This window comes from Pseudarthrobacter sp. L1SW, assembly GCF_020809045.1.
In the GTDB taxonomy this organism is placed as follows: domain Bacteria; phylum Actinomycetota; class Actinomycetes; order Actinomycetales; family Micrococcaceae; genus Arthrobacter.
The window spans coordinates 1,731,337-1,749,408 of sequence record NZ_CP078079.1 but is presented as its reverse complement, the minus strand read 5'-3'; the positions used below and the strand labels follow the sequence as shown (position 1 = coordinate 1,749,408).

Annotated in this window: 17 protein-coding genes and 3 tRNA genes; 16 read left to right on the top strand and 4 right to left on the bottom strand. The window is 67.4% G+C overall.

What is annotated here, in order from left to right:
• The first annotated feature begins 8 nt into the window (after nt 1-8).
• The 4 genes from KTR40_RS08010 (at nt 9) to KTR40_RS07995 (ending at nt 748) form a co-directional block, all read left to right on the top strand.
• A tRNA-Val gene (locus KTR40_RS08010) sits at nt 9-83 on the top strand.
• Nucleotides 84-140: 57 nt separating this feature from the next.
• Nucleotides 141-213, top strand: a tRNA-Gly gene (locus tag KTR40_RS08005).
• Nucleotides 214-254: 41 nt separating this feature from the next.
• Nucleotides 255-326 (top strand) — tRNA-Val (locus tag KTR40_RS08000).
• Between the two features lie 158 nt (nt 327-484).
• Nucleotides 485-748, top strand: coding sequence for an antitoxin (locus tag KTR40_RS07995; protein ID WP_139028939.1), 264 nt, complete (start codon nt 485-487; stop codon nt 746-748).
• Between the two features lie 137 nt (nt 749-885).
• On the opposite strand, the gene zapE is transcribed toward KTR40_RS07995, so the two are convergent.
• Nucleotides 886-1,923: a cell division protein ZapE gene (gene zapE, locus KTR40_RS07990; protein ID WP_228405804.1), complete on the bottom strand. Its 1,038-nt coding sequence runs from the start codon at nt 1,921-1,923 to the stop codon at nt 886-888.
• A gap of 216 nt (nt 1,924-2,139) precedes the next feature.
• Here zapE and KTR40_RS07985 point away from each other — a divergent pair, with 216 nt between their 5' ends.
• From KTR40_RS07985 to ybaK, 3 genes are read left to right on the top strand one after another with little or no spacing between them, the layout of a single operon-like run.
• Nucleotides 2,140-3,063 (top strand): sulfurtransferase, encoded by a 924-nt coding sequence (locus tag KTR40_RS07985; protein ID WP_228405803.1) that lies wholly within the window; start codon nt 2,140-2,142, stop codon nt 3,061-3,063.
• Nucleotides 3,064-3,101: 38 nt separating this feature from the next.
• Nucleotides 3,102-3,557 carry a SufE family protein gene (locus KTR40_RS07980; RefSeq protein WP_228405802.1) on the top strand — a complete coding sequence of 152 codons (456 nt, stop codon included), beginning with the start codon at nt 3,102-3,104 and terminating at the stop codon, nt 3,555-3,557.
• Between the two features lie 21 nt (nt 3,558-3,578).
• Complete coding sequence (gene ybaK, locus KTR40_RS07975) at nt 3,579-4,088, top strand: Cys-tRNA(Pro) deacylase (RefSeq protein ID WP_228405801.1); 510 nt, start codon at nt 3,579-3,581, stop codon at nt 4,086-4,088.
• On the opposite strand, the gene KTR40_RS07970 is transcribed toward ybaK, so the two are convergent.
• A complete protein-coding gene (locus KTR40_RS07970; protein ID WP_228405800.1) occupies nt 4,065-5,345 on the bottom strand; it encodes a S9 family peptidase in 1,281 nt (426 codons plus the stop codon). The two genes, ybaK and KTR40_RS07970, sit on opposite strands and share 24 nt — an antisense overlap.
• A 126-nt stretch (nt 5,346-5,471) precedes the next feature.
• On the opposite strand from KTR40_RS07970, the gene KTR40_RS07965 reads away from it, so the two are divergent.
• From KTR40_RS07965 to KTR40_RS07925, 9 genes are all read left to right on the top strand, one after another.
• Nucleotides 5,472-5,963, top strand: a complete 492-nt coding sequence (locus KTR40_RS07965) for a hypothetical protein (protein ID WP_139028933.1) — start codon at nt 5,472-5,474, stop codon at nt 5,961-5,963.
• Nucleotides 5,964-5,977: 14 nt separating this feature from the next.
• Complete coding sequence (msrB, locus tag KTR40_RS07960; RefSeq protein ID WP_171058972.1) at nt 5,978-6,496, top strand: peptide-methionine (R)-S-oxide reductase MsrB; 519 nt, start codon at nt 5,978-5,980, stop codon at nt 6,494-6,496.
• 143 nt (nt 6,497-6,639) lie between these two features.
• Nucleotides 6,640-8,007 (top strand): DUF6421 family protein, encoded by a 1,368-nt coding sequence (locus KTR40_RS07955; protein WP_228405799.1) that lies wholly within the window; start codon nt 6,640-6,642, stop codon nt 8,005-8,007.
• Nucleotides 8,004-8,780 (top strand): SDR family NAD(P)-dependent oxidoreductase, encoded by a 777-nt coding sequence (locus tag KTR40_RS07950; protein WP_228405798.1) that lies wholly within the window; start codon nt 8,004-8,006, stop codon nt 8,778-8,780. The genes KTR40_RS07955 and KTR40_RS07950 overlap by 4 nt, the downstream gene beginning before the upstream one ends.
• Before the next feature lie 8 nt (nt 8,781-8,788).
• Nucleotides 8,789-9,874: a low specificity L-threonine aldolase gene (locus tag KTR40_RS07945; RefSeq protein ID WP_228406063.1), complete on the top strand. Its 1,086-nt coding sequence runs from the start codon at nt 8,789-8,791 to the stop codon at nt 9,872-9,874.
• 67 nt (nt 9,875-9,941) lie between these two features.
• Nucleotides 9,942-10,592: a DUF3000 domain-containing protein gene (locus tag KTR40_RS07940; protein WP_139028930.1), complete on the top strand. Its 651-nt coding sequence runs from the start codon at nt 9,942-9,944 to the stop codon at nt 10,590-10,592.
• Between the two features lie 28 nt (nt 10,593-10,620).
• On the top strand, nt 10,621-11,955 hold the full coding sequence (locus KTR40_RS07935; protein WP_228405797.1) for an HRDC domain-containing protein: 1,335 nt from the start codon (nt 10,621-10,623) through the stop codon (nt 11,953-11,955).
• 296 nt (nt 11,956-12,251) lie between these two features.
• A complete protein-coding gene (locus KTR40_RS07930) occupies nt 12,252-13,541 on the top strand; it encodes an acetyl-CoA C-acyltransferase (RefSeq protein ID WP_228405796.1) in 1,290 nt (429 codons plus the stop codon).
• Entirely contained in the window at nt 13,538-15,697 is a 2,160-nt protein-coding gene (locus KTR40_RS07925; RefSeq protein WP_228405795.1) for a 3-hydroxyacyl-CoA dehydrogenase NAD-binding domain-containing protein, read from the top strand. Before KTR40_RS07930 ends, KTR40_RS07925 begins: the two co-directional genes overlap by 4 nt.
• Before the next feature lie 28 nt (nt 15,698-15,725).
• On the opposite strand, the gene KTR40_RS07920 is transcribed toward KTR40_RS07925, so the two are convergent.
• Nucleotides 15,726-17,324, bottom strand: coding sequence for an ABC transporter ATP-binding protein (locus KTR40_RS07920; RefSeq protein ID WP_228405794.1), 1,599 nt, complete (start codon nt 17,322-17,324; stop codon nt 15,726-15,728).
• 3 nt (nt 17,325-17,327) lie between these two features.
• Complete coding sequence (locus KTR40_RS07915) at nt 17,328-18,071, bottom strand: energy-coupling factor transporter transmembrane component T (RefSeq protein WP_228405793.1); 744 nt, start codon at nt 18,069-18,071, stop codon at nt 17,328-17,330.
• Nucleotide 18,072 lies beyond the last annotated feature (1 nt).

Genomic DNA, 18,072 nt, shown 5'->3' with positions numbered 1-18,072 from the left:
GGATGCATGGGCGATTGGCGCAGCGGTAGCGCGCTTCCCTGACACGGAAGAGGTCACTGGTTCGATCCCAGTATCGCCCACCAAGCAAGGAAACTTGCTTCATGCAGTACGCCCGGCCCTGGCCGGAACGCACTCCATACGCGGACGTAGCTCAGCTGGTAGAGCACCACCTTGCCAAGGTGGATGTCGCGAGTTCGAATCTCGTCGTCCGCTCTCACACTTCTAAAAATCCCATAAGCCGGGCTTCCGGTTCCGGGCGATTGGCGCAGCGGTAGCGCGCTTCCCTGACACGGAAGAGGTCACTGGTTCGATCCCAGTATCGCCCACATACAGCAGCTCCCCGGAGCTGCTTTTTTCTTGCCCGGACAGTGCATCCGCTACGGGCGAACGGCGAAAACTCCTGATTTCCTTGTTGGGTGTTCCCTGCGGGGCTAGGATCGAACGCGGAGGAGCGACCTGGCTCCGCGATTGAAGGGAGGTGCTCGTGGGACTAATTGACGACCTAAAGGGCAAGGCTCAGGGTCTCATCCGCGGCAACGAGCAGGCCATCAAGAACGGCATCAGCAAGGCCGGTGATTTCGTCGACACCAAGACCGGAGGCAAGTACTCGGGCCACGTCGACAAGATCCAGGATGGCGCTTCCAAGCTCATTGACAAGAACGGAACCCCGGGCCAGGCACCTGCCGCCGAGCAGGTTCCGCCGGTCACTCCCGTCACCCCGGTTCCGCCGGCTGACAGGACTCCGTAACAAGGATTTGGCCAGGGTCTTGCCCTAGCGCGTCAAGGGGGTGCAGGTCCCGCCGGGAGGCGGCACCTGCACCTTTGGCGTTTAAGGACGACGGCGGATGGCCGGCCAGGACCCAAGTGCCGGCTACGGCGGGAGGGTCAGGACGGCTCGTGGTTCTGGCCTTCGCGGGCCAGTGCAGTGAGGCGGGAGACAGCCCGGAAGTACTTCTTCATGTAGCCGCCGGTCATCATCTCCTCGGTGAAGAGCTGGTCGAACGGCACGCCGCTGGCAAGGATAGGAACGTCCTTGTCGTAGAGCCTGTCGGCGAGAACCACGAACCTGAGCGCCACGGCCTGCTCCGTAATGGTGTGCACGTTGCGCCACACCACGCCGTCAATGCCGTCGATCAGCTGGCGGTAACGGCTGGGGTGCACCCCTGCCAGGTGCGCAATCAAGGTGCTGAACTCGTCCTGTGCAACTCTCTTCCCGTCGAACTCCGCCTTCATGTGGGAGGACAGCTCGCTGTTCTTCAGCGGGGACGGCGCCGCCGGAAGCCCGCGGTGGCGGAAGTCTTCCCCGTCAATCCGGATGACGTCGAACTGGTCCGCAAGCACCTGGATCTCACGCTGGAAGTCAACGGCAGCGAACCGGCCATCGCCCAGCGAGCCGGGCAACGTGTTGGAGGTGGCTGCCAGCTTTACCCCGGCGTCGGCCAACTCGCGCATCAGCCGGGACATCAGGACGGTATCGCCCGGATCGTCGAGCTCGAACTCATCGATGCAGACGAGTTTGTAGCTGCTGAGCGCCTCCACTGTCTTTCGAAAGGACAGGGCGCCCACCAGGTTGGTGTACTCCACGAACGTGCCGAAGGCCTTCGGGCCGGGCGCCGCGTGCCACAAGGAGGCCAGCAGGTGGGTCTTGCCCACGCCGAACCCGCCGTCCAAATAGATGCCGGCGCGGGAATCGTCCTTCTTGGCGAACAGCTTCTTGAACAGTCCGCCTTCGCCGTTGGAACCGACACCGTGGGCAAAGCCCTCCAGGGCCCGGACTGCCGCGGACTGGCTGGGCTGCTTAGGATCGGGGCGGTAGCTGGCGAAGGAAACCTGGCCGAAACGTGGTGAAGGATAAAAGCCTTTGAGGAGCTCATCCACCGAAACTGCCGGTGTGCGGGCGGCAAGCTGTTCGATCTGTACCAAGGTGGTCCGTTCTGCTGGTGGTTGGTCCCCAGAAAGGATACCGGCATTGCGCCCGGGCCTTTTAATGGCGCCGGGCCATCCGGCAGCCGGCGTGATGAAGCCAACATTTCGCCCTGTTAACGGAATACGGACATCGCCCGGGCTGCTGGCTAGGGTGGAAGCAGGTCCCCTTCAGGTCCAGCAGGCCACCCGTGTCCTCAATGAAAGGCCAAGATCATGCCCTATCCCGTTGAAGAAAATGAGAAGTTTGCCGCGTACGCCCACCCGGAACGGCTGGTTTCCACGGAGTGGCTTGCTGCCGCCCTGGAAAACGGCGCTGCCGCCAACGGAGAGCTGGTGGTGGTGGAATCCGACGAGGACGTCCTCCTCTACGAAACCGGCCACATCCCCGGAGCCGTAAAGATCGACTGGCACACGGACCTGAACGACGAAGTCACCCGCGATTATGTTGACGGGGCCGCTTTCGCCGAACTGGCGGCGTCGAAGGGCATTTCCCGTGACAGCACCGTTGTCATCTACGGGGACAAGTCCAACTGGTGGGCCGCCTACGCGCTGTGGGTCTTCACCCTGTTCGGCCACCAGGACGTGCGGCTGCTCGACGGCGGCCGGGACAAGTGGATTGCCGAAGGACGGGAACTCACCACGGAGAAGCCTGCTCCGGCCAGGGCGGACTACCCGGTTGTCGAGCGGAACGATGCTCCCATCCGCGCCTTCAAGGAAGACGTCCTGGCGCACCTGGGCAAGCCCCTCATCGATGTCCGCTCCCCCGAGGAATACACCGGCCAGCGCACCCACATGCCGGCTTACCCCGAAGAAGGCGCCCTGCGCGGCGGCCACATTCCCACTGCCGCGTCCATCCCGTGGGCACGCGCCGCCGCCGCGGACGGCACCTACCGCAGCCGCGAGGAACTTGAGGCCCTCTACCTTGGCGAAGCGGGCCTGAGCGAAGGCGACGACGTCGTGGCCTACTGCCGCATTGGCGAACGTTCCAGCCACACCTGGTTCGCCCTCAAGTACCTCCTGGGCTTCGATTCCGTCCGCAACTACGACGGCTCCTGGACCGAATGGGGCAACGCCGTGCGGGTACCCATCGCCAAGGGCGCGGAACGCGGTTCCGTCCCCGCCACCGTCGGCGCCTGACGCGGCCCGCCGCGGCGCTATTGCGTAGACTTGGACCGATGACTACTCAAGCTTTGCCTTCCGCACTGGCGGCAATCGTGGATGACTTCCAGGCCCTGACTGAACCCGAGCGGCTCCAGTTGCTGCTGGAGTTCTCCGAGGGCCTCCCGGAACTGCCGGAACGGCTCAAGGACCACCCCGAACTGCTGGAACAGGTGGTGGAGTGCCAGTCGCCGCTCTTCCTGACCATCGAGACGGACAGGGAGGGCGGACCCGATGCTGCCGTGCGGCTGTTCTTCAAGGCTCCGGCGGAGGCTCCCACAACACGCGGGTTCGCCGGCGTGCTCCACGAAGGCCTGGACGGGCTGTCCGCCGAAGAGATCCTCTCCGTTCCGGACGACATGCCCGAGCTCCTGGGGCTCACCAGGGCCATCACGCCGCTGCGCATGCGCGGCATGACGGCGATGCTGGGCAGGATCAAGCGCAGGGTTGCTGCCGCCACCGAAGGACCGTAGCGCTCCCGGCGGAAAGCACCCATGGCACGCAACAAGGGCGCAGCACAGGGAACCCCGGCAACAGCGGCACTGGCCGCGGCCGGGGTTCCCTTTGTGCTCCACCCTTATACCCACGATCCCGCCGCCGCCAGCTACGGGCTTGAAGCGGCCGAGGTCCTCGGCATCGATCCGTCGAGGGTCTTCAAGACCCTGATGGTGGAGGTGGAGGGCCGGCTGGCCGTGGGAATCGTGCCGGTGAGCGGAACCCTTGACCTGAAGGCGTTCGCTGCGGCTCTGGGAGCCAAGAAGGCCGCAATGGCGGATCCCGCCGCCGCCCAACGGCGCACCGGCTACGTGCTCGGCGGCATTTCACCCCTCGGCCAGCGGCTGCCCTCCCCCACCGTGCTGGACACGAGCGCCCTTGCACTGGATAGCCTGCTGGTTTCCGGCGGCAGGCGCGGGCTGGACATCGAACTGGCCCCCGCCGACCTGGTCCGCCTCACGAACGCCGTCACGGCGCCGATCAGCTCACTCGCCTCCGGAAGACAGTGAGCCCAGGGCGCCCGGGTTGAGCCGGGGAGCCAGCTGCTGCCGCAGCCACGCTTTAACCCGCCCTTCCCAGCGGTCGGGGTCGACGTTCCATTCCTTCGTGTGGCGGGCCTGGTGGAAGGGCTCGAAGGTCACCATCTCCGGATTCCGCTCTGCAAGCAGCGCCGAGGGTTCGTACGGCACGTATTCGTCGTCGACGCTGTGCAGGATCAGCGTGGGAGTCCGCAGTTCAACGGCCCGGGACACCCAGTCCATCGCCTTCAGGTCCACGGGCGCGGACAGTCCGGTCAGCCGCCTGCCCAGGGGGTGCCCCAGCATAAGCTGGCCGTACCGCCCCACCAAGGAGGGAATCCTGTTCAGCTGTGCATGGTGTGCCAGTACATTGACCCAGTCCGTGACCGGCGCATCGAGCACCATGGCCCGGATCAGGTGGCGGTAGCGGGACAGGTCGGCGGTCTGCAGGCAGATGGCGCCGCCCATTGACCAGCCGAACAGCACGATTTCCTCCGCCCCGTTAGCCAGGGCGTACTCGATGGCCGCTTCGATGTCCCGCCACTCCGTGGAGCCCAGTCCGTAACGGCCGTCGTCGGCTGACGGTGCCAGGCCGTCATTGCGATAGGAAACCAGGAGGCTGGTGAGCCCCAGTTCCAGCGCGGGCCCGACGGCGCGGAGGGCCTCCTGCCTGGTGGCACCGCGTCCGTGCACCATCACCGCCCAGGTGCGGGCAGTGCCGCCGGCGCGGACCAGCCAGGCGGGCGCCTGCCCGCGCTCCACGTCGATGGCGACGTCCTCGTAGGGAATTCCGACGGCGGCCGGGTCCGGATGGACGGCACCGCTCCACCAGCCGCGGCGCGCCGCGGAGAGGTCACCGGCGTACACCGCTTCGACCTCGCGCAGCACGGTCCGGTCGGCGGGCGAGTAGGAGACGATGCGGCCGATCCGTGCGTGCCCCTTGCCGCCGTCGAAAAAGAACCCGTAGACACCGTCCACCGTGGTGTCGTCGGTGGCAGCGAAGATGGCCCGCTGCCCCTGGCCGTCCCTGATGACGGCAAGCACCTCCTGGTCCGACGTCCGCTGCCGGGCGGGCGTAATGACCCGGCGCGCGAAGTACACCGCCAGCGCGGATGAGCCGGTGGCCAGGAGCCCGGCCAGGCCGCCCCCGCCGATCGCTCCGCCGATTGCCCACTTTGCCCGGAGCGACATTCCGCCTGTCTCGGGGCGATGGACGGGGGCGGGGCGGGTTCGCTGCAAAGATGCCATGGAACTATTCTTACCGCCCGGTCACCGAAGCCCGCATTCCGCCACTGGCCGCCGGGGCCGGCCCCGGCCTCCATCCGGGTGCGGTGACCCCTGCGCACGGCCGTGCTCCGGGACTAGGCTAGGGCCATGAGTGAACCGATCGTCATCCTGACCGAAGAACCCCTGGGGGCGGACGACCGCCTGAACATCGAACGCCTGGTGGACGGAGCGGAAACGCGCCTGGTGGTGCTGGTGCCCGCAAACACCGAACGGCACCTGCTGGTGGACTTCCTTGAAAACCTTTCGATGCTGGACATTGCCAAGGCATTCAGGGAGCTGACTGCCCACACCCCCGACCCCACCCAGGAGCGGGCCCAGGCAGCGGAGACCCTCGCCGTATCCCTGGCGGCCCTGGAGGGGTTGGGCACCGGCGTTACGGGCGAGATTGTGGATGGCGGCGCCGTCAACGGGCTGGTCTCCAAGGTCCGCGAGACCGGCGCCGGGCAGGCCGTGGTGATTACCCGGCCGCACGCCGTCGCCGACACCTTCCATACGGACTGGGCCAACAAGGCGCAGGACCAGCTGGGGGTGCCGGTACTGCACCTGTATGCAGGCTCGGGATTTATCGGCGACTCGTAAGCGTTGACAAGGCTATGAGCATCTTCGGAAACAGCATCTTCGGAAACAAAACTACGGATGCGCCGGCCACGGCGGGTCCGGCAGGGGCCGACGTCCCGGGCACCGGTATGGAAAAGACAGACGCGCAGTGGCGCGAGGAGCTCACGCCGGAGGAGTACCACGTGCTCCGCCAGGCGGGAACCGAGCGTCCGTACACTGGCGAGTACTGGGACACCCACACTGCCGGCGTGTACCAGTGCCGCGCCTGCGGAGCGGAACTGTTCACCAGCAACGAGAAGTTCGATTCCCACTGCGGCTGGCCGTCCTTCTGGGCCCCGCTGGCCGAAGGAAACGTCCGCTACATCCACGACCGGACGCTGGGAATGGACCGGGTGGAGGTCCGCTGCGCCACCTGCGATTCCCATCTGGGGCACGTCTTTGAAGGCGAGGGCTACGGAACCCCCACCGACCAGCGCTACTGCATCAACTCCATCTCCATCCGGCTGGTCCCCGCGGAGGATCCGCAGGTCAACGGTCCGGACCAGGAGGCCTGAACCCGCAGGTAAGGACCTGCTCCAACCACCGGAAAGGGCATTAAGCAAAAGGAATACTTAAGCTTAGGCGCTTTTCCAATTAGCCCTGCTGGTTGCTTGCTACGCTCGCCATAGTTAGCAAGCAACCAGAAAGGCAGCCCACGATGACCGAAACCCTGACCACCGCCGTCACCGGGATTTCAGCCGAGAACCACGACTGGCTCCGGCTCAAGGCAGCCGCCACCGCCCTCCAGGCCTTCCAGTCCCAGGACGGCTCCATTCCGGACGCTGCACACCACGCGGAGGCCGCTGCCCGCGTCAACGAGATCATCGATGCGCTCCGCGCCCTCACCCCCGCCTTCCCGCATGATGCTGCCTACCTGGACGCTGCGTGCACCGACTTCTCCCGGTGGGCCCAGGGCGGCTTCGCCACCCCCGACTTCCTGTCCTCCCTGCTGGCCTTCCAGCCGCAGGAACAGCGCCGCGACGGCCTCCAGCACCTGGTCGTCTTCCCCATGTACACCCAGAACGGCAGCAGCAACCGCCTGGTGGAGGCCGTTCTGGTGGAGGTGATCTGGCCGGAATTCATCGCAGGGCTGGAAGCCGGCGACTACTCGAACAAGCTGTTCGTACCCATCCGGTTCGTGGACTTCACCGCCGGCTACGACACCAACTCGGCAGTGCTGTTCCCGGAGACCGTCGCGGTCAGCAAGACGCCCACCTTCACCTGGGGTGCGATTTTCGCGGACAGGGAGGCAGCCAGGTTCCGCCGCGTCCTCAAGGCCGCCGCCGAGATCACCGCCCTGGAACTGCCTGAGGGCGCCGCGGACATGCTGGCGGACCAGGACCTGACCGAGGCGACGTTCGTTATGTGGGACCTGATCCATGACAGGACCCACATGCGCGGCGACCTGCCGTTTGATCCGTTCATGATCAAGCAACGGATGCCGTTTTTCCTGTACTCCCTGGAAGAACTGCGCTGCGACCTCACGGCCTTCCGCGAGTCCGTGCGGATCGAAAATGATGACGACGCCGATCCAGAGGCCCGCCGCCACGCGAAGCTGGTGCAGTACGCCATCATTTTTGACCGCATCTTCCGCTTTGCGATCACCGGTAGCCGGGTCCGGAACTACGACGGCCTGGGTGGCCAGCTCCTCTTCGCGTGGCTGCACCAGCAGCGCGTCCTCCACTGGACCGACACCCGGCTCACCATCGACTGGGATGAGGTGTCCACCGCCGTGATCGCCCTCGGCGCCAGCATCGACGACCTGTACTGGCGCTCCATCGACCGGCCCAAAACGGCCCATTGGCTGGCCGCGTACCAGCTGATCTCCGCCACCGTCACGCCCCACCCGGCGTCGGTCTGGGCCAGGGGCCCGGAGGCGCTGCCGCTGGCAGGTCCGCCGCGCGGCCTCACCGACCAGGTCCTCGATGACGAATTCCCGCTGTCCATGTTCTACGAAGCACTGGAAAAGAAGATGCGTCCTGTCATTGAATCCACGGCCGGCATTACCGGAGCGTCTGCGCTGTGACAGCTGGAGCTGGGCCGGCAAAACCGCCGCTGAACGTCCTGGTTGCGGGTGGCAGCGGAGCATCCGGCGTGGCCGTGGCGCGGGCGCTCCGGGAGGCCGGGCACCGCGTCTCCACCGTGGGCACGGACCTGGAACGGATCCAGTCTGCGGCACAACAGGCGGGCGACGGCGTTGCCCCTTTCGTGTGCGACCTTGCACGGATGGAGGAGGTACGGCAGCTGCGGACCGAGGTCACCGCGGCTGCCGGGCCCATGGATGCCGTGATCCATCTGGTGGGCGGCTGGCGCGGCGCAAAAGGCATTCCGGACCAGACTGACGAGGACTGGGAGTTCCTCGAGCGCGCAGCCATCACCACGCTCCGCAACGTCGCACGCGTTTTTTACGACGACGTTGCCGCCTCGCCGAGCGGCCGCTTCGCCATGGTGTCCTCCACCACCGCCGCCAAGCCCACCGCGGCAACAGCCAGTTACGCCGCTGCGAAGGCAGCGGCCGAGGCCTGGACCCTGGCCATCGCGGACGGCTTCAGCCGCGACGCCGGGAAGAACGGCGGCGGCGCCGCGGCCGCCGTCGTCCTGGTGGTCAAAGCGCTGGTGGATGACAAGATGCGATTGAGCCACCCCGAACGGTCTTTCGCCGGCGCAACTGACGTCGAGGACCTGGCGCGCGCCGTCGTCGGGCTCTTTGATGCACCAGCCGCCGGGCTGAACGGCCGCCGGCTGCAGCTGGCGGCCCGACCCACACCGGACCGGACTTTCCTTAGACTGAAAGCGTGAGCAAAGCCATGACAACCACCGTTGAAACAGCCGCCGGCATCCGCCTCCACGATCCGAACGTGCGGGGGTTCGCCTCGGACAACTACTCGGGCGTTCATCCCGAGGTGTTGGCGGCGCTGGCGGCCGCCAACGACGGCCACCAGGTCTCCTACGGCGAGGACGACTACACCGCACGGCTGCAGCAACTGATGGAGGACCACTTCGGCCCCGGCATCGAGTGTTTTCCCGTCTTCAACGGCACCGGCGCCAACGTCCTTTCGCTGCAGTCGCTGCTCCCCCGCTGGGGCGCCGTGGTCTGCGCCTCCACCGCCCACATCAACATGGACGAGAACGGCGCCCCGGAACGCATCGGCGGCATCAAGCTGCTGCACGTCCCCACGCCGGACGGCAAGCTCACTCCCGAACTGATTGACCGCGAGGCCTGGGGGTGGGGGGACGAACACCGCGCCCAGCCGCTGGCCGTGTCCATCACCCAGACCACGGAACTTGGCACGTGCTACACCCCGGATGAAGTGCGGGCCATTGCCGAGCACGCCCATGCCAAGGGGATGAAGCTGCACATGGACGGCGCCCGGCTGGCCAACGCGGCGGCGCACCTCCAGGTTCCGCTGCGGGCCTTCACGCGCGACGCAGGGGTGGACATCCTGTCCTTCGGCGGCACCAAGAACGGGCTGCTTTTCGGCGAAGTGGTGGTGGCACTGAACCCGGAGGCAGCCCACGGCCTGGTCTACCTCCGCAAGATGGACATGCAGCTGGCATCCAAGATGCGGTTCCTGTCGGCGCAGTTCATCGCGCTCCTGGAAGGCGACCTGTGGCTGCGGTCCGCCTCGCACGCCAACGCCATGGCCGCACGGCTCCGCGCCGCCGTCGACACCATCGACGGCGTCCGGCCCACCCAGGCGACCGAATCCAACGGCGTGTTCGCCATCCTCCCCGAAGGCGTGGCTGACAGGCTTCGGGCGTCATTCCGGTTCTACGACTGGAACGAAGCCACGCGGGAGGTGCGCTGGATGTGTTCCTTCGACACCACAGAAGAGGATGTGGATTCCTTTGTTGCCGCACTCCGCCGGGAACTTCACAGTGGCGGGAACTGACAGTCCGCGCCCCCGGCAGGCGGCGAGCCTACCCGCCCTGCCCCGCCCAGTTGCGTAACCTGCGAAGGTGAACGCACTTGACCAGGTTCCCCCGGAATTTCTCCACGCCTTGGGAACCCTCAGGAAAGCCCAGTGCCGCCGGGAACTCCGCCTGGCGGAGATCCCCGCGCCGGCCCGGTTGGCGCCCTTTGCCGTGGCCCTTGGCGCAGAAGTTTTCGCCCCCGGCTCCGGTCACCCTGGCACCCCACTCCACGGCCCCGCCGCCATGGCTCTCGCTGCGGCCTCAGGCACGGAAGACGAGGACGGGCTGGAGTTGGCAACGGGGCGATTCATCCTCCTCCACGATCCAGAGGGCTCCGAAGTCTGGGACGGGGAATTCCGGATCGTCACCTATATCCGTGCGGAACTGGAACCCGAGATGGGCAACGACGAAATGCTCGGAACAGTCGCCTGGACCTGGCTGGTGGAGGCGCTGGAGAACCACAAGGCGCCTTACAGGGCAGCGGGCGGCACCGCCACGCGGGTCCTCTCGGAGAGTTTCGGGACCCTGTCCGAACGGCCAGGCTCCATCGACATCGAACTGAGGGCCTCCTGGACGCCCGCCACCTCCGACGTCAAGGCCCACCTCGAGGCCTGGTCCGACATGGTCTGCACCTTCGCCGGGCTGCCGCCCCTTCCGGACGGCGTGACGCCGCTGACGCTGCGCCGCCGGAACTGAACAAGCCGGCCGGTAAACTGAAGGCATCATGACCCCTAACATTCCGGAAAACACCACGGCCGGCGTCCCGGCTGCTGATACCGCACCCCACATCACGGTGGAAGGCTTTGACAGCCCCATCCCCGAAATCGTTGAACTGGCGTCGCCCCGGGAGGGCGTTCCACTGGTCATCCAGACGCAGTCCGGCCTGGAGCGCTGCGCCGCGGCCATCGCCGCCGGAACCGGACCGGCGGGGGTCGACGCCGAACGGGCTTCCGGGTTCCGCTACGGGCAGCGCGCCTTCCTGGTCCAGATCCGGCGCGAAGGGGCCGGAACCTGGCTGATAGACCCTGAACCCTTCGACAACCTGGACATCATCAATGACGCCCTCCGCGGCGTCGAATGGATCCTGCACGCCGCCAGCCAGGACCTGCCCTGCCTCTCGGAGCTGGGCATGTGGCCGGACAAGCTCTTCGACACCGAACTTGCAGCGCGGCTGGCGGGGCTGCCCCGCGTGGGCCTGGCCGCCGTCATCGAACAGCTGCTCGGCTTCGGGCTCGCCAAGGAGCACTCGGCGGCAGACTGGTCCACCAGGCCCCTCCCGGAACCCTGGCTGCGGTATGCCGCGCTGGACGTCGAGGTCCTTACGGAACTGCGGGAGGAACTCATCGAGCTCCTGCAGGCCGACGGAAAGCTGGAATACGCCGAACAGGAGTTCGCCGCGATCCTGGCGGCAGGACTGCCTCCGGTGCGCGTGGATCCGTGGCGGAAGACCTCCGGCCTGCACCAGATCAGGGACCGCCGGCAGCTGGCAGCAGTGCGTGAGCTGTGGCTGGAGCGCGACTCCCTGGCACAGAAAAGGGACGTCGCACCGGGAAGGCTGATTCCCGACTCCGCCCTGGTGGCGGCGGCCAAAGCCATGCCGTCCACCGTGCCGCAGCTGCTGGGCACCAAGGGCTTCCACGGCCGGGCGGCGCAACGTGAAGCGCCCCGGTGGCTCCGCTGCATCGCAGCTGCACGGGACCTCGAAGAGCTTCCGCCGCTGCACCTGCCCACGAACGCGCCGCCTCCGCCCCGCGTCTGGGCGGACCGGGACCCGGAAGCCGCTGCCCGCCTGGCCACCGCACGGCCGCTGCTGCAGGCGAAGGCCGAGTCGTTGAACCTTCCGCTGGAGAACCTGCTCACCCCGGACTACCTGCGGCGGGTGGCCTGGCGGCCGCCGGCGGAAATCACCGAAGCAGCAGTCGCCACCGAACTCCGCGCCCTGGGCGCACGTGAATGGCAGGTGGAACTGGCAACCCCCCTCATTGTCGAGGCGTTCCTCCACCCGCAGCCGCTGCCCGCCAAGGAACCCAAACCGGACGCAGCCACAGCAGGCCAGTAGGCGCCAGCCGCCTGGGCCGCCGCCAGCCCCACACGACCCCCCAGACGCTCTCTCACTTGATGCGTGAATATTGGCAACCCTCTCTCACTCCACGCGTGAATATTGGCAACCCTCTCTCACTTTCTTGAAGAGAGTGCGAGAGGGATCGCCAAAAATGCGCATCAAGTGAGAGAGCGTCCCTTCAGGGCGGGGTCTTGCAGGCTAAGTTACTCGCGAGTAACATCGAACGTACTGCCGTGAGGCCGCTGCCACCGAAGGCATGCCACCGGCGCCTACGTCTCGATGAGGAGTTATACGTGAGCCACCAGGGAAGCGGCGCAGCCTTGCGCACTGTCCGGGACGTCGTCTTTGTGGACGGCCTCCGCACACCATTCGGCAGGGCCGGGGACAAGGGCATCTACGCCGGCACCCGGGCTGACGACCTGATAGTGAAATGCATCCGCGAACTGCTGCGCCGGAACCCGTCGCTGCCGCCCGGGCGCATCGATGAAGTGGCCATTGCTGCCACCACCCAGACCGGAGACCAGGGCCTCACCCTGGGCCGGACAGCCGCCCTGCTGGCCGGGCTGCCCAGGACGGTACCAGGCTTTGCCATTGACCGTATGTGCGCGGGGGCCATGACCGCGGTGACCACAACGGCAGGAGGGATCGGTTTTGGCGCGTACGACGTGGTGGTGGCCGGCGGCGTGGAACACATGGGCAACCACCCCATGGGCTCAGGCACCGACCCGAATCCGCGGTTCATGTCAGAACGGCTGGTGGACCCGGCCGCGCTGAACATGGGGAACACTGCCGAGAACCTGCATGACCGCTTTCCGGCCATCACCAAGGAAAGGACGGATGCCTACGCCGTCGCTTCGCAGGCCAAGTTCGAGGCTGCCCGCCGCGACGGCCGCATCCAGCCGGACCTGGTCCCCGTGGCAGCCCTCAAGCCCGGCCAGGGCTGGACGCTGAACACGGTGGACGAGCCGCCGCGGCCAGGCACTACCATGGCTGACCTCGCCGGCCTCCGCACCCCGTTCCGCGCCCACGGCCGCGTCACCGCCGGGAACGCCGCGGGCCTGAACGACGGCGCCACCGCGGCCGTCCTGGCATCCGCAGAGGCTGCCGCCGAGCTGGGACTGCCGGTGAAGATGAGGCTGGTCAGCTACGCTTACGCGGGTGTGGAGCCTGAAGTTATGGGTATCGGGCCGGTGCCGGCCACCGAGAAGGCGCTGAAGAACGCCGGGCTCGGCATCGGGGACATTGGGCTATTTGAAATCAACGAGGCTTTTGCCGTGCAGGTGCTCAGCTTCCTGGACCACTTCGGCATTGCCGACGACGACCCCCGGGTCAACCGGTACGGCGGCGCCATCGCCGTGGGCCACCCCCTGGCCTCGTCCGGTGTGCGGCTGATGACCCAGCTCGCCCGGCAGTTCGAGGAGGACCCCTCCGTCCGCTACGGCATCACCACCATGTGCGTTGGCCTGGGCATGGGTGCAACGGTGATCTGGGAGAACCCGCACCACCCGGAATACACAGACCACAGCGGAGCCCGGCCCGGGGACTCCGCCGCCACCGAAACCGCTTCCGAAGGAGCCGCATGAGCGCCGCAGATTTCACCCAGCTTGCTGACCTGTTCCCGAACGAAACGGTGACGCACTCCTACGTCCAGGACATCGAACTGCCCGCACCGGCCGGGAAGCCAAGCCCCGGCACCTTCGCGCTCATCACCCTGGACAACGGCCTGGACCATTCCAAGCCCACCACGCTCGGACCCAACACGCTGGTGGAGCTTGGCACCGTGTTGGAGGGCCTTCGGGAACGTGCCGGCCGCGGTGAGATCGTCGGCGTCGGAGTGACCGGCAAGCCCTATTATCTTGTGGCCGGCGCCGATCTTTCCGCCGTCAAGAACCTCGAAGAACGCGAGCATGGGCTGTGGATGGCGCAGCTGGGCCATGATGTTTACGCAACCCTGGCCAACCTGGGTATCCCCAGCTTCGCCTTCATCAATGGCGCAGCCCTGGGCGGCGGCCTCGAAATCGCGCTGCAGTCCACCTTCCGCACCGTGTCCACCGGAGCCGGGGCGCTGGCATTGCCCGAAGCCTTTATCGGCCTGGTCCCCGGCTGGGGCGGCGTCTATCTCCTGCCCCGCCTCATCGGGCCGGAAAACGCCGTGAAGGTGATGATTGAAAACCCGCTCAGCAACAACCGGACGCTGACCGGACCCGAGGCCTTCAGCCTCGGCATGGCCGACGCCCTCTTCGAGCCGGCCGACTTCCTGGAGCAGTCCCTGGCCTGGGCTGCCGGCGTCATTTCGGGGGACATTGTTCCTGAACGCGCCAACGCCGTCGATCCTTCCGAAGCTGGAACCACCGCCCGGTGGGCTGGCGCAGTCACGGCCGGGCGGGCCTTCGTGGAGGCGAAGACGTCCAACGCGGCGCCCGCCCCGGGAAAAGTCCTGGACATCCTCGAGGCGAACCGGACCATGACCCAGGCGGAGTCGGCTGCCCTGGAATGCGAAACACTCGCGGAGCTGATGCAGACTGACGAGTTCCGCGCCACGGTGTATGCATTCCTGGACCTCGTGCAGAAGCGCTCCAAGCGTCCCGTGGGTGCACCGGACCGCAAGCTGGCCCGCCCCGTCACCAAGGTGGGAGTTGTTGGGGCCGGCCTGATGGCGAGCCAACTGGCCCTGCTGTTCGCCCGCCAGCTGAAGGTCCCCGTGGTGATGACGGACATCGACCAGGCCCGTGTGGACAAGGGCGTGGGCTATGTCCATGCCGAGGTGGACAAGCTGCTGGGCAAGAAGCGCATCAGCCAGGATGCCGCCAACCGGACCAAGGCGCTCGTGACGGGGTCAGTGTCCAAGGACGTTTTCGCGGACGCCGATTTTGTAATCGAGGCCGTCTTCGAGGAACTCAACGTCAAGAAGCAGGTCTTTGCGGAGCTGGAGGAGATCATCAGTCCGGACTGCATCTTGGCCACCAACACCTCGTCCTTGTCGGTCACCGCCATGGCGGAGGACCTGCGGCACCCGGAGCGCGTAGTGGGCTTCCACTTCTTCAACCCCGTGGCCGTTATGCCGCTGCTGGAAATCGTCCGTGCCCCGCGGACCGACGACGCCGTACTCGCCACCGCTTTCGAGCTCGCCAAAGGCCTGAAGAAAACGGCAGTGCTCGTGAAGGACGCTGCCGCGTTCGTGGTCAACCGGATCCTGCTGCGGCTGATGGGCGAAGTGACGGCCGCCTTTGACGAGGGCACCCCGGCTGAGGTGGCGGACAACGCCCTGCGGCCCATGGGCCTGCCCATGACGCCCTTCACCTTGGGCGCCATGGTGGGACTGCCCGTGGCCCAGCACGTGCAGGAATCGCTCCACGCAGCCTTCGGCGAACGCTTCACGGTGTCCGCCAACCTTCAGAAGCTCATCGACAACGGCGTGAAAAGCCTGTGGGCGGCAGGCCCGGACGGCTCGAAGGAGATCCCGGAGTCCACCTTGTCGCTGATGTCCTTCGGTTCTTCCCCCTCCACCGCGGAGCAGGTGCTGCGGCGCACCGAGGACGCGCTCGCCGAGGAAATCGGCCTGATGCTCGCGGAAGGCGTGGTTGCAGGCCCGGAGGATATTGACCTCTGCATGATCCTCGGCGCCGGGTGGCCAATGTTCCTAGGCGGCATCACCCCATACCTGGACAGGGTGGGCGCCTCCGAGCGGGTCAACGGCAGGCGCTTCCTGCCGCCGGGAGTGGCCTCCCGCCCGGCTTAGTCACCGGCAAGGTGGCCGGCTGACTTAGTCAGCCGGCCAGCCTGCCGCCCTCCAGCCCCACAATGCGGTCTGCCATCTCCCTGGCATAGGCGAGGTCATGCGTGACCAGAACGACGGCGGCGCCCTCCCCTGCCGCGGCACGTACCGCAGCGTCCAGGAGGGCCAGGCCCTCGCCGTCGAGCGCCACGGTGGGTTCGTCCAGGGCCAGGACCGCGGGCCTGCGGGCAAGGACCGCGGCAAGGGCAAGGAGTCGCTGGCTGGACGCGGGCAGTTCGGCGGGGTGCTCCCCTGCGGCCCCCGCCAGGCCGACAGTTGCCAACGCTTCCAGGGCCCGCCGGTCCGTTTCGGCGGGCGGGAAGATGCGGTCCAGGCCGAAGCGGACCTCACGGAGCACAGTCCGCTCGAACAGCTGGTCCCGGGGTTGCTGGAACAGCAGTCCCACGGAGCGGGCCACGTTGCCCGCCGGTGTCCCTGCAATGTCCCAGCCATGGACGAGGACCTGCCCGGAGGTGGGGCGCAGCAGCCCGTTAAGGTGCCGCAGCAGCGTTGATTTCCCCGCTCCATTGGGACCGGTGACTGCCACGACCTCCCCGGGGTTGACCGCCAGGCTGACGTCCTGCAGCACGTGCGGCGTGGCGTCGCCCGGAGCGCCCGCCGCGCCTGCCCGCCGTGCATGCCGCGGGGGTTTCCTGCCGCCGGCTTTGTAATCGAAGGAGACTCCGCGGAGCTCCAGCACCGGGGCTGGCGGCGCCACGCCAGGCTGCACCCGGGCTTGGCGGTGCGGACGCGGTGACAGTCCGTGCCGGGCTGCATCATCTCCTGCCGCGGCGCTGCCGGGGGACCGGATGCCCGACGGCAGCAGCCCGGAGCCCTGGTGCAGTTCGGCAGGGGTGCCGCTCGCCGCCACCCGGCCGTCCACCAGGACATACCATGTGCCGGCGTCCAGGAGCGCCGCGTCCACCACCTGGCTCAGGACCACGACGGCGGTGCCGCGCTTGACGAGGTCCCGCACCAGCTGTGCCAGTCCCGCCGCTCCGGCGCTGTCCAGCGACGCGAACGGCTCGTCCATGATCAGCACCTTCGGTTCCGTGACGATGGCGCAGCCGATGGCAAGGCGGCGCAGCTGGCCGCCCGAAAGCCGGGCGGGGTTGTGGTCCAGGAGGTCCGTGAGCCCCAGGAGTGCGGCGGTACGTTCCACCATGGACTTCATGGCGCCGCGTTCCACCGCCCTGTTCTCGAGTCCGAACGCGAGTTCCTCAGCCACTGTGGCCCGCACCGTGGACAGGACGGCCGCTGGGTCCTGGGGAACAAACCCCACGTGCCGGCCCCATTCAGCGGGATTGATGCGCGGATCCCCGCTGCCGCCGAACTGCAGCCTGGTGCCCGCGAGCTCCAGGAAGCCGTGGAGGGTTCCCCCGCCTCCGGGCGGAAGCCAGCCGGCCAGCAGCCGGCCAAGGGTGGATTTCCCGCTTCCCGACGGCCCAAGGATTGCGGTGAACGTTCCCGGGACGAACGCGAGCTCCATCCCGTGCAGGACGGGCGCAGCGTCGTCGTGGAACGTGAAGGTCCTGATGCCGGCCGAGAGTACCGGCCCGGCGGTTTCGAGGGTGTCCCGTGCGCCCGCCATCTCCTAGGTCCCCTCCGCTGCAAGCCAAAGCCGGATGGCGACTGCAGCCGCGGCGGCCACCAGCAGGACAACGCGGAGCGCCCGCTGGGGTTTGGAATCCGGCACATCCCGGTAGCTGGTCCGGGGTCCTGGGTTGCTGAAGCCGCGGGACTCCAGCGCCGCAGCACGGGTTCCGGCGTCCTCCACAAGGGACAGGACCAGCGGCACTGCCTGGCGGCGGAAGGCCGCCACCCGGTGCAGCAGCCCGCGCCGGATCACCAGCCCACGGGATTCCTGGGCCTGCCGGATGCGTTCCACCCTGGAGGTGATGGCCGGCAGCAGGGTGAGCGTGGACGCCAGCACGAAAGCGAACCTGCCCTGGACGCCGCGCACAGACAACGCCGCCACCAGGTCCGGAACGCTGACACTGAAGGAGAACACCAGGAGGGCGAGGACAACGGCGCCCAGCTGCGCTGCCCGGTTCAGGGCGAAGGAGAGCCCTTCGGACGTGACGCGTGCAGGGCCCCACTCGGCGAGCACGGTGTCCCCTTCGGGGAAGAACAGGCCATGCAGCACCAGCAGCGACAAGCACAGCGGCACCAGGATGGCAGCTGCCGCTGGCAGGAGCCGCCGCACCGAACCACTCCAGGCTGCGAGGCCCACTGCCGTGGCAATCACGGCAAGGGACAGCGGCAGGTACGCTGCCGCCGTCGTGATGGCCGCCGTGCTGCCGGCGGCTGCCAGCGAGGTCAGCGGGTGGAGGCGCACC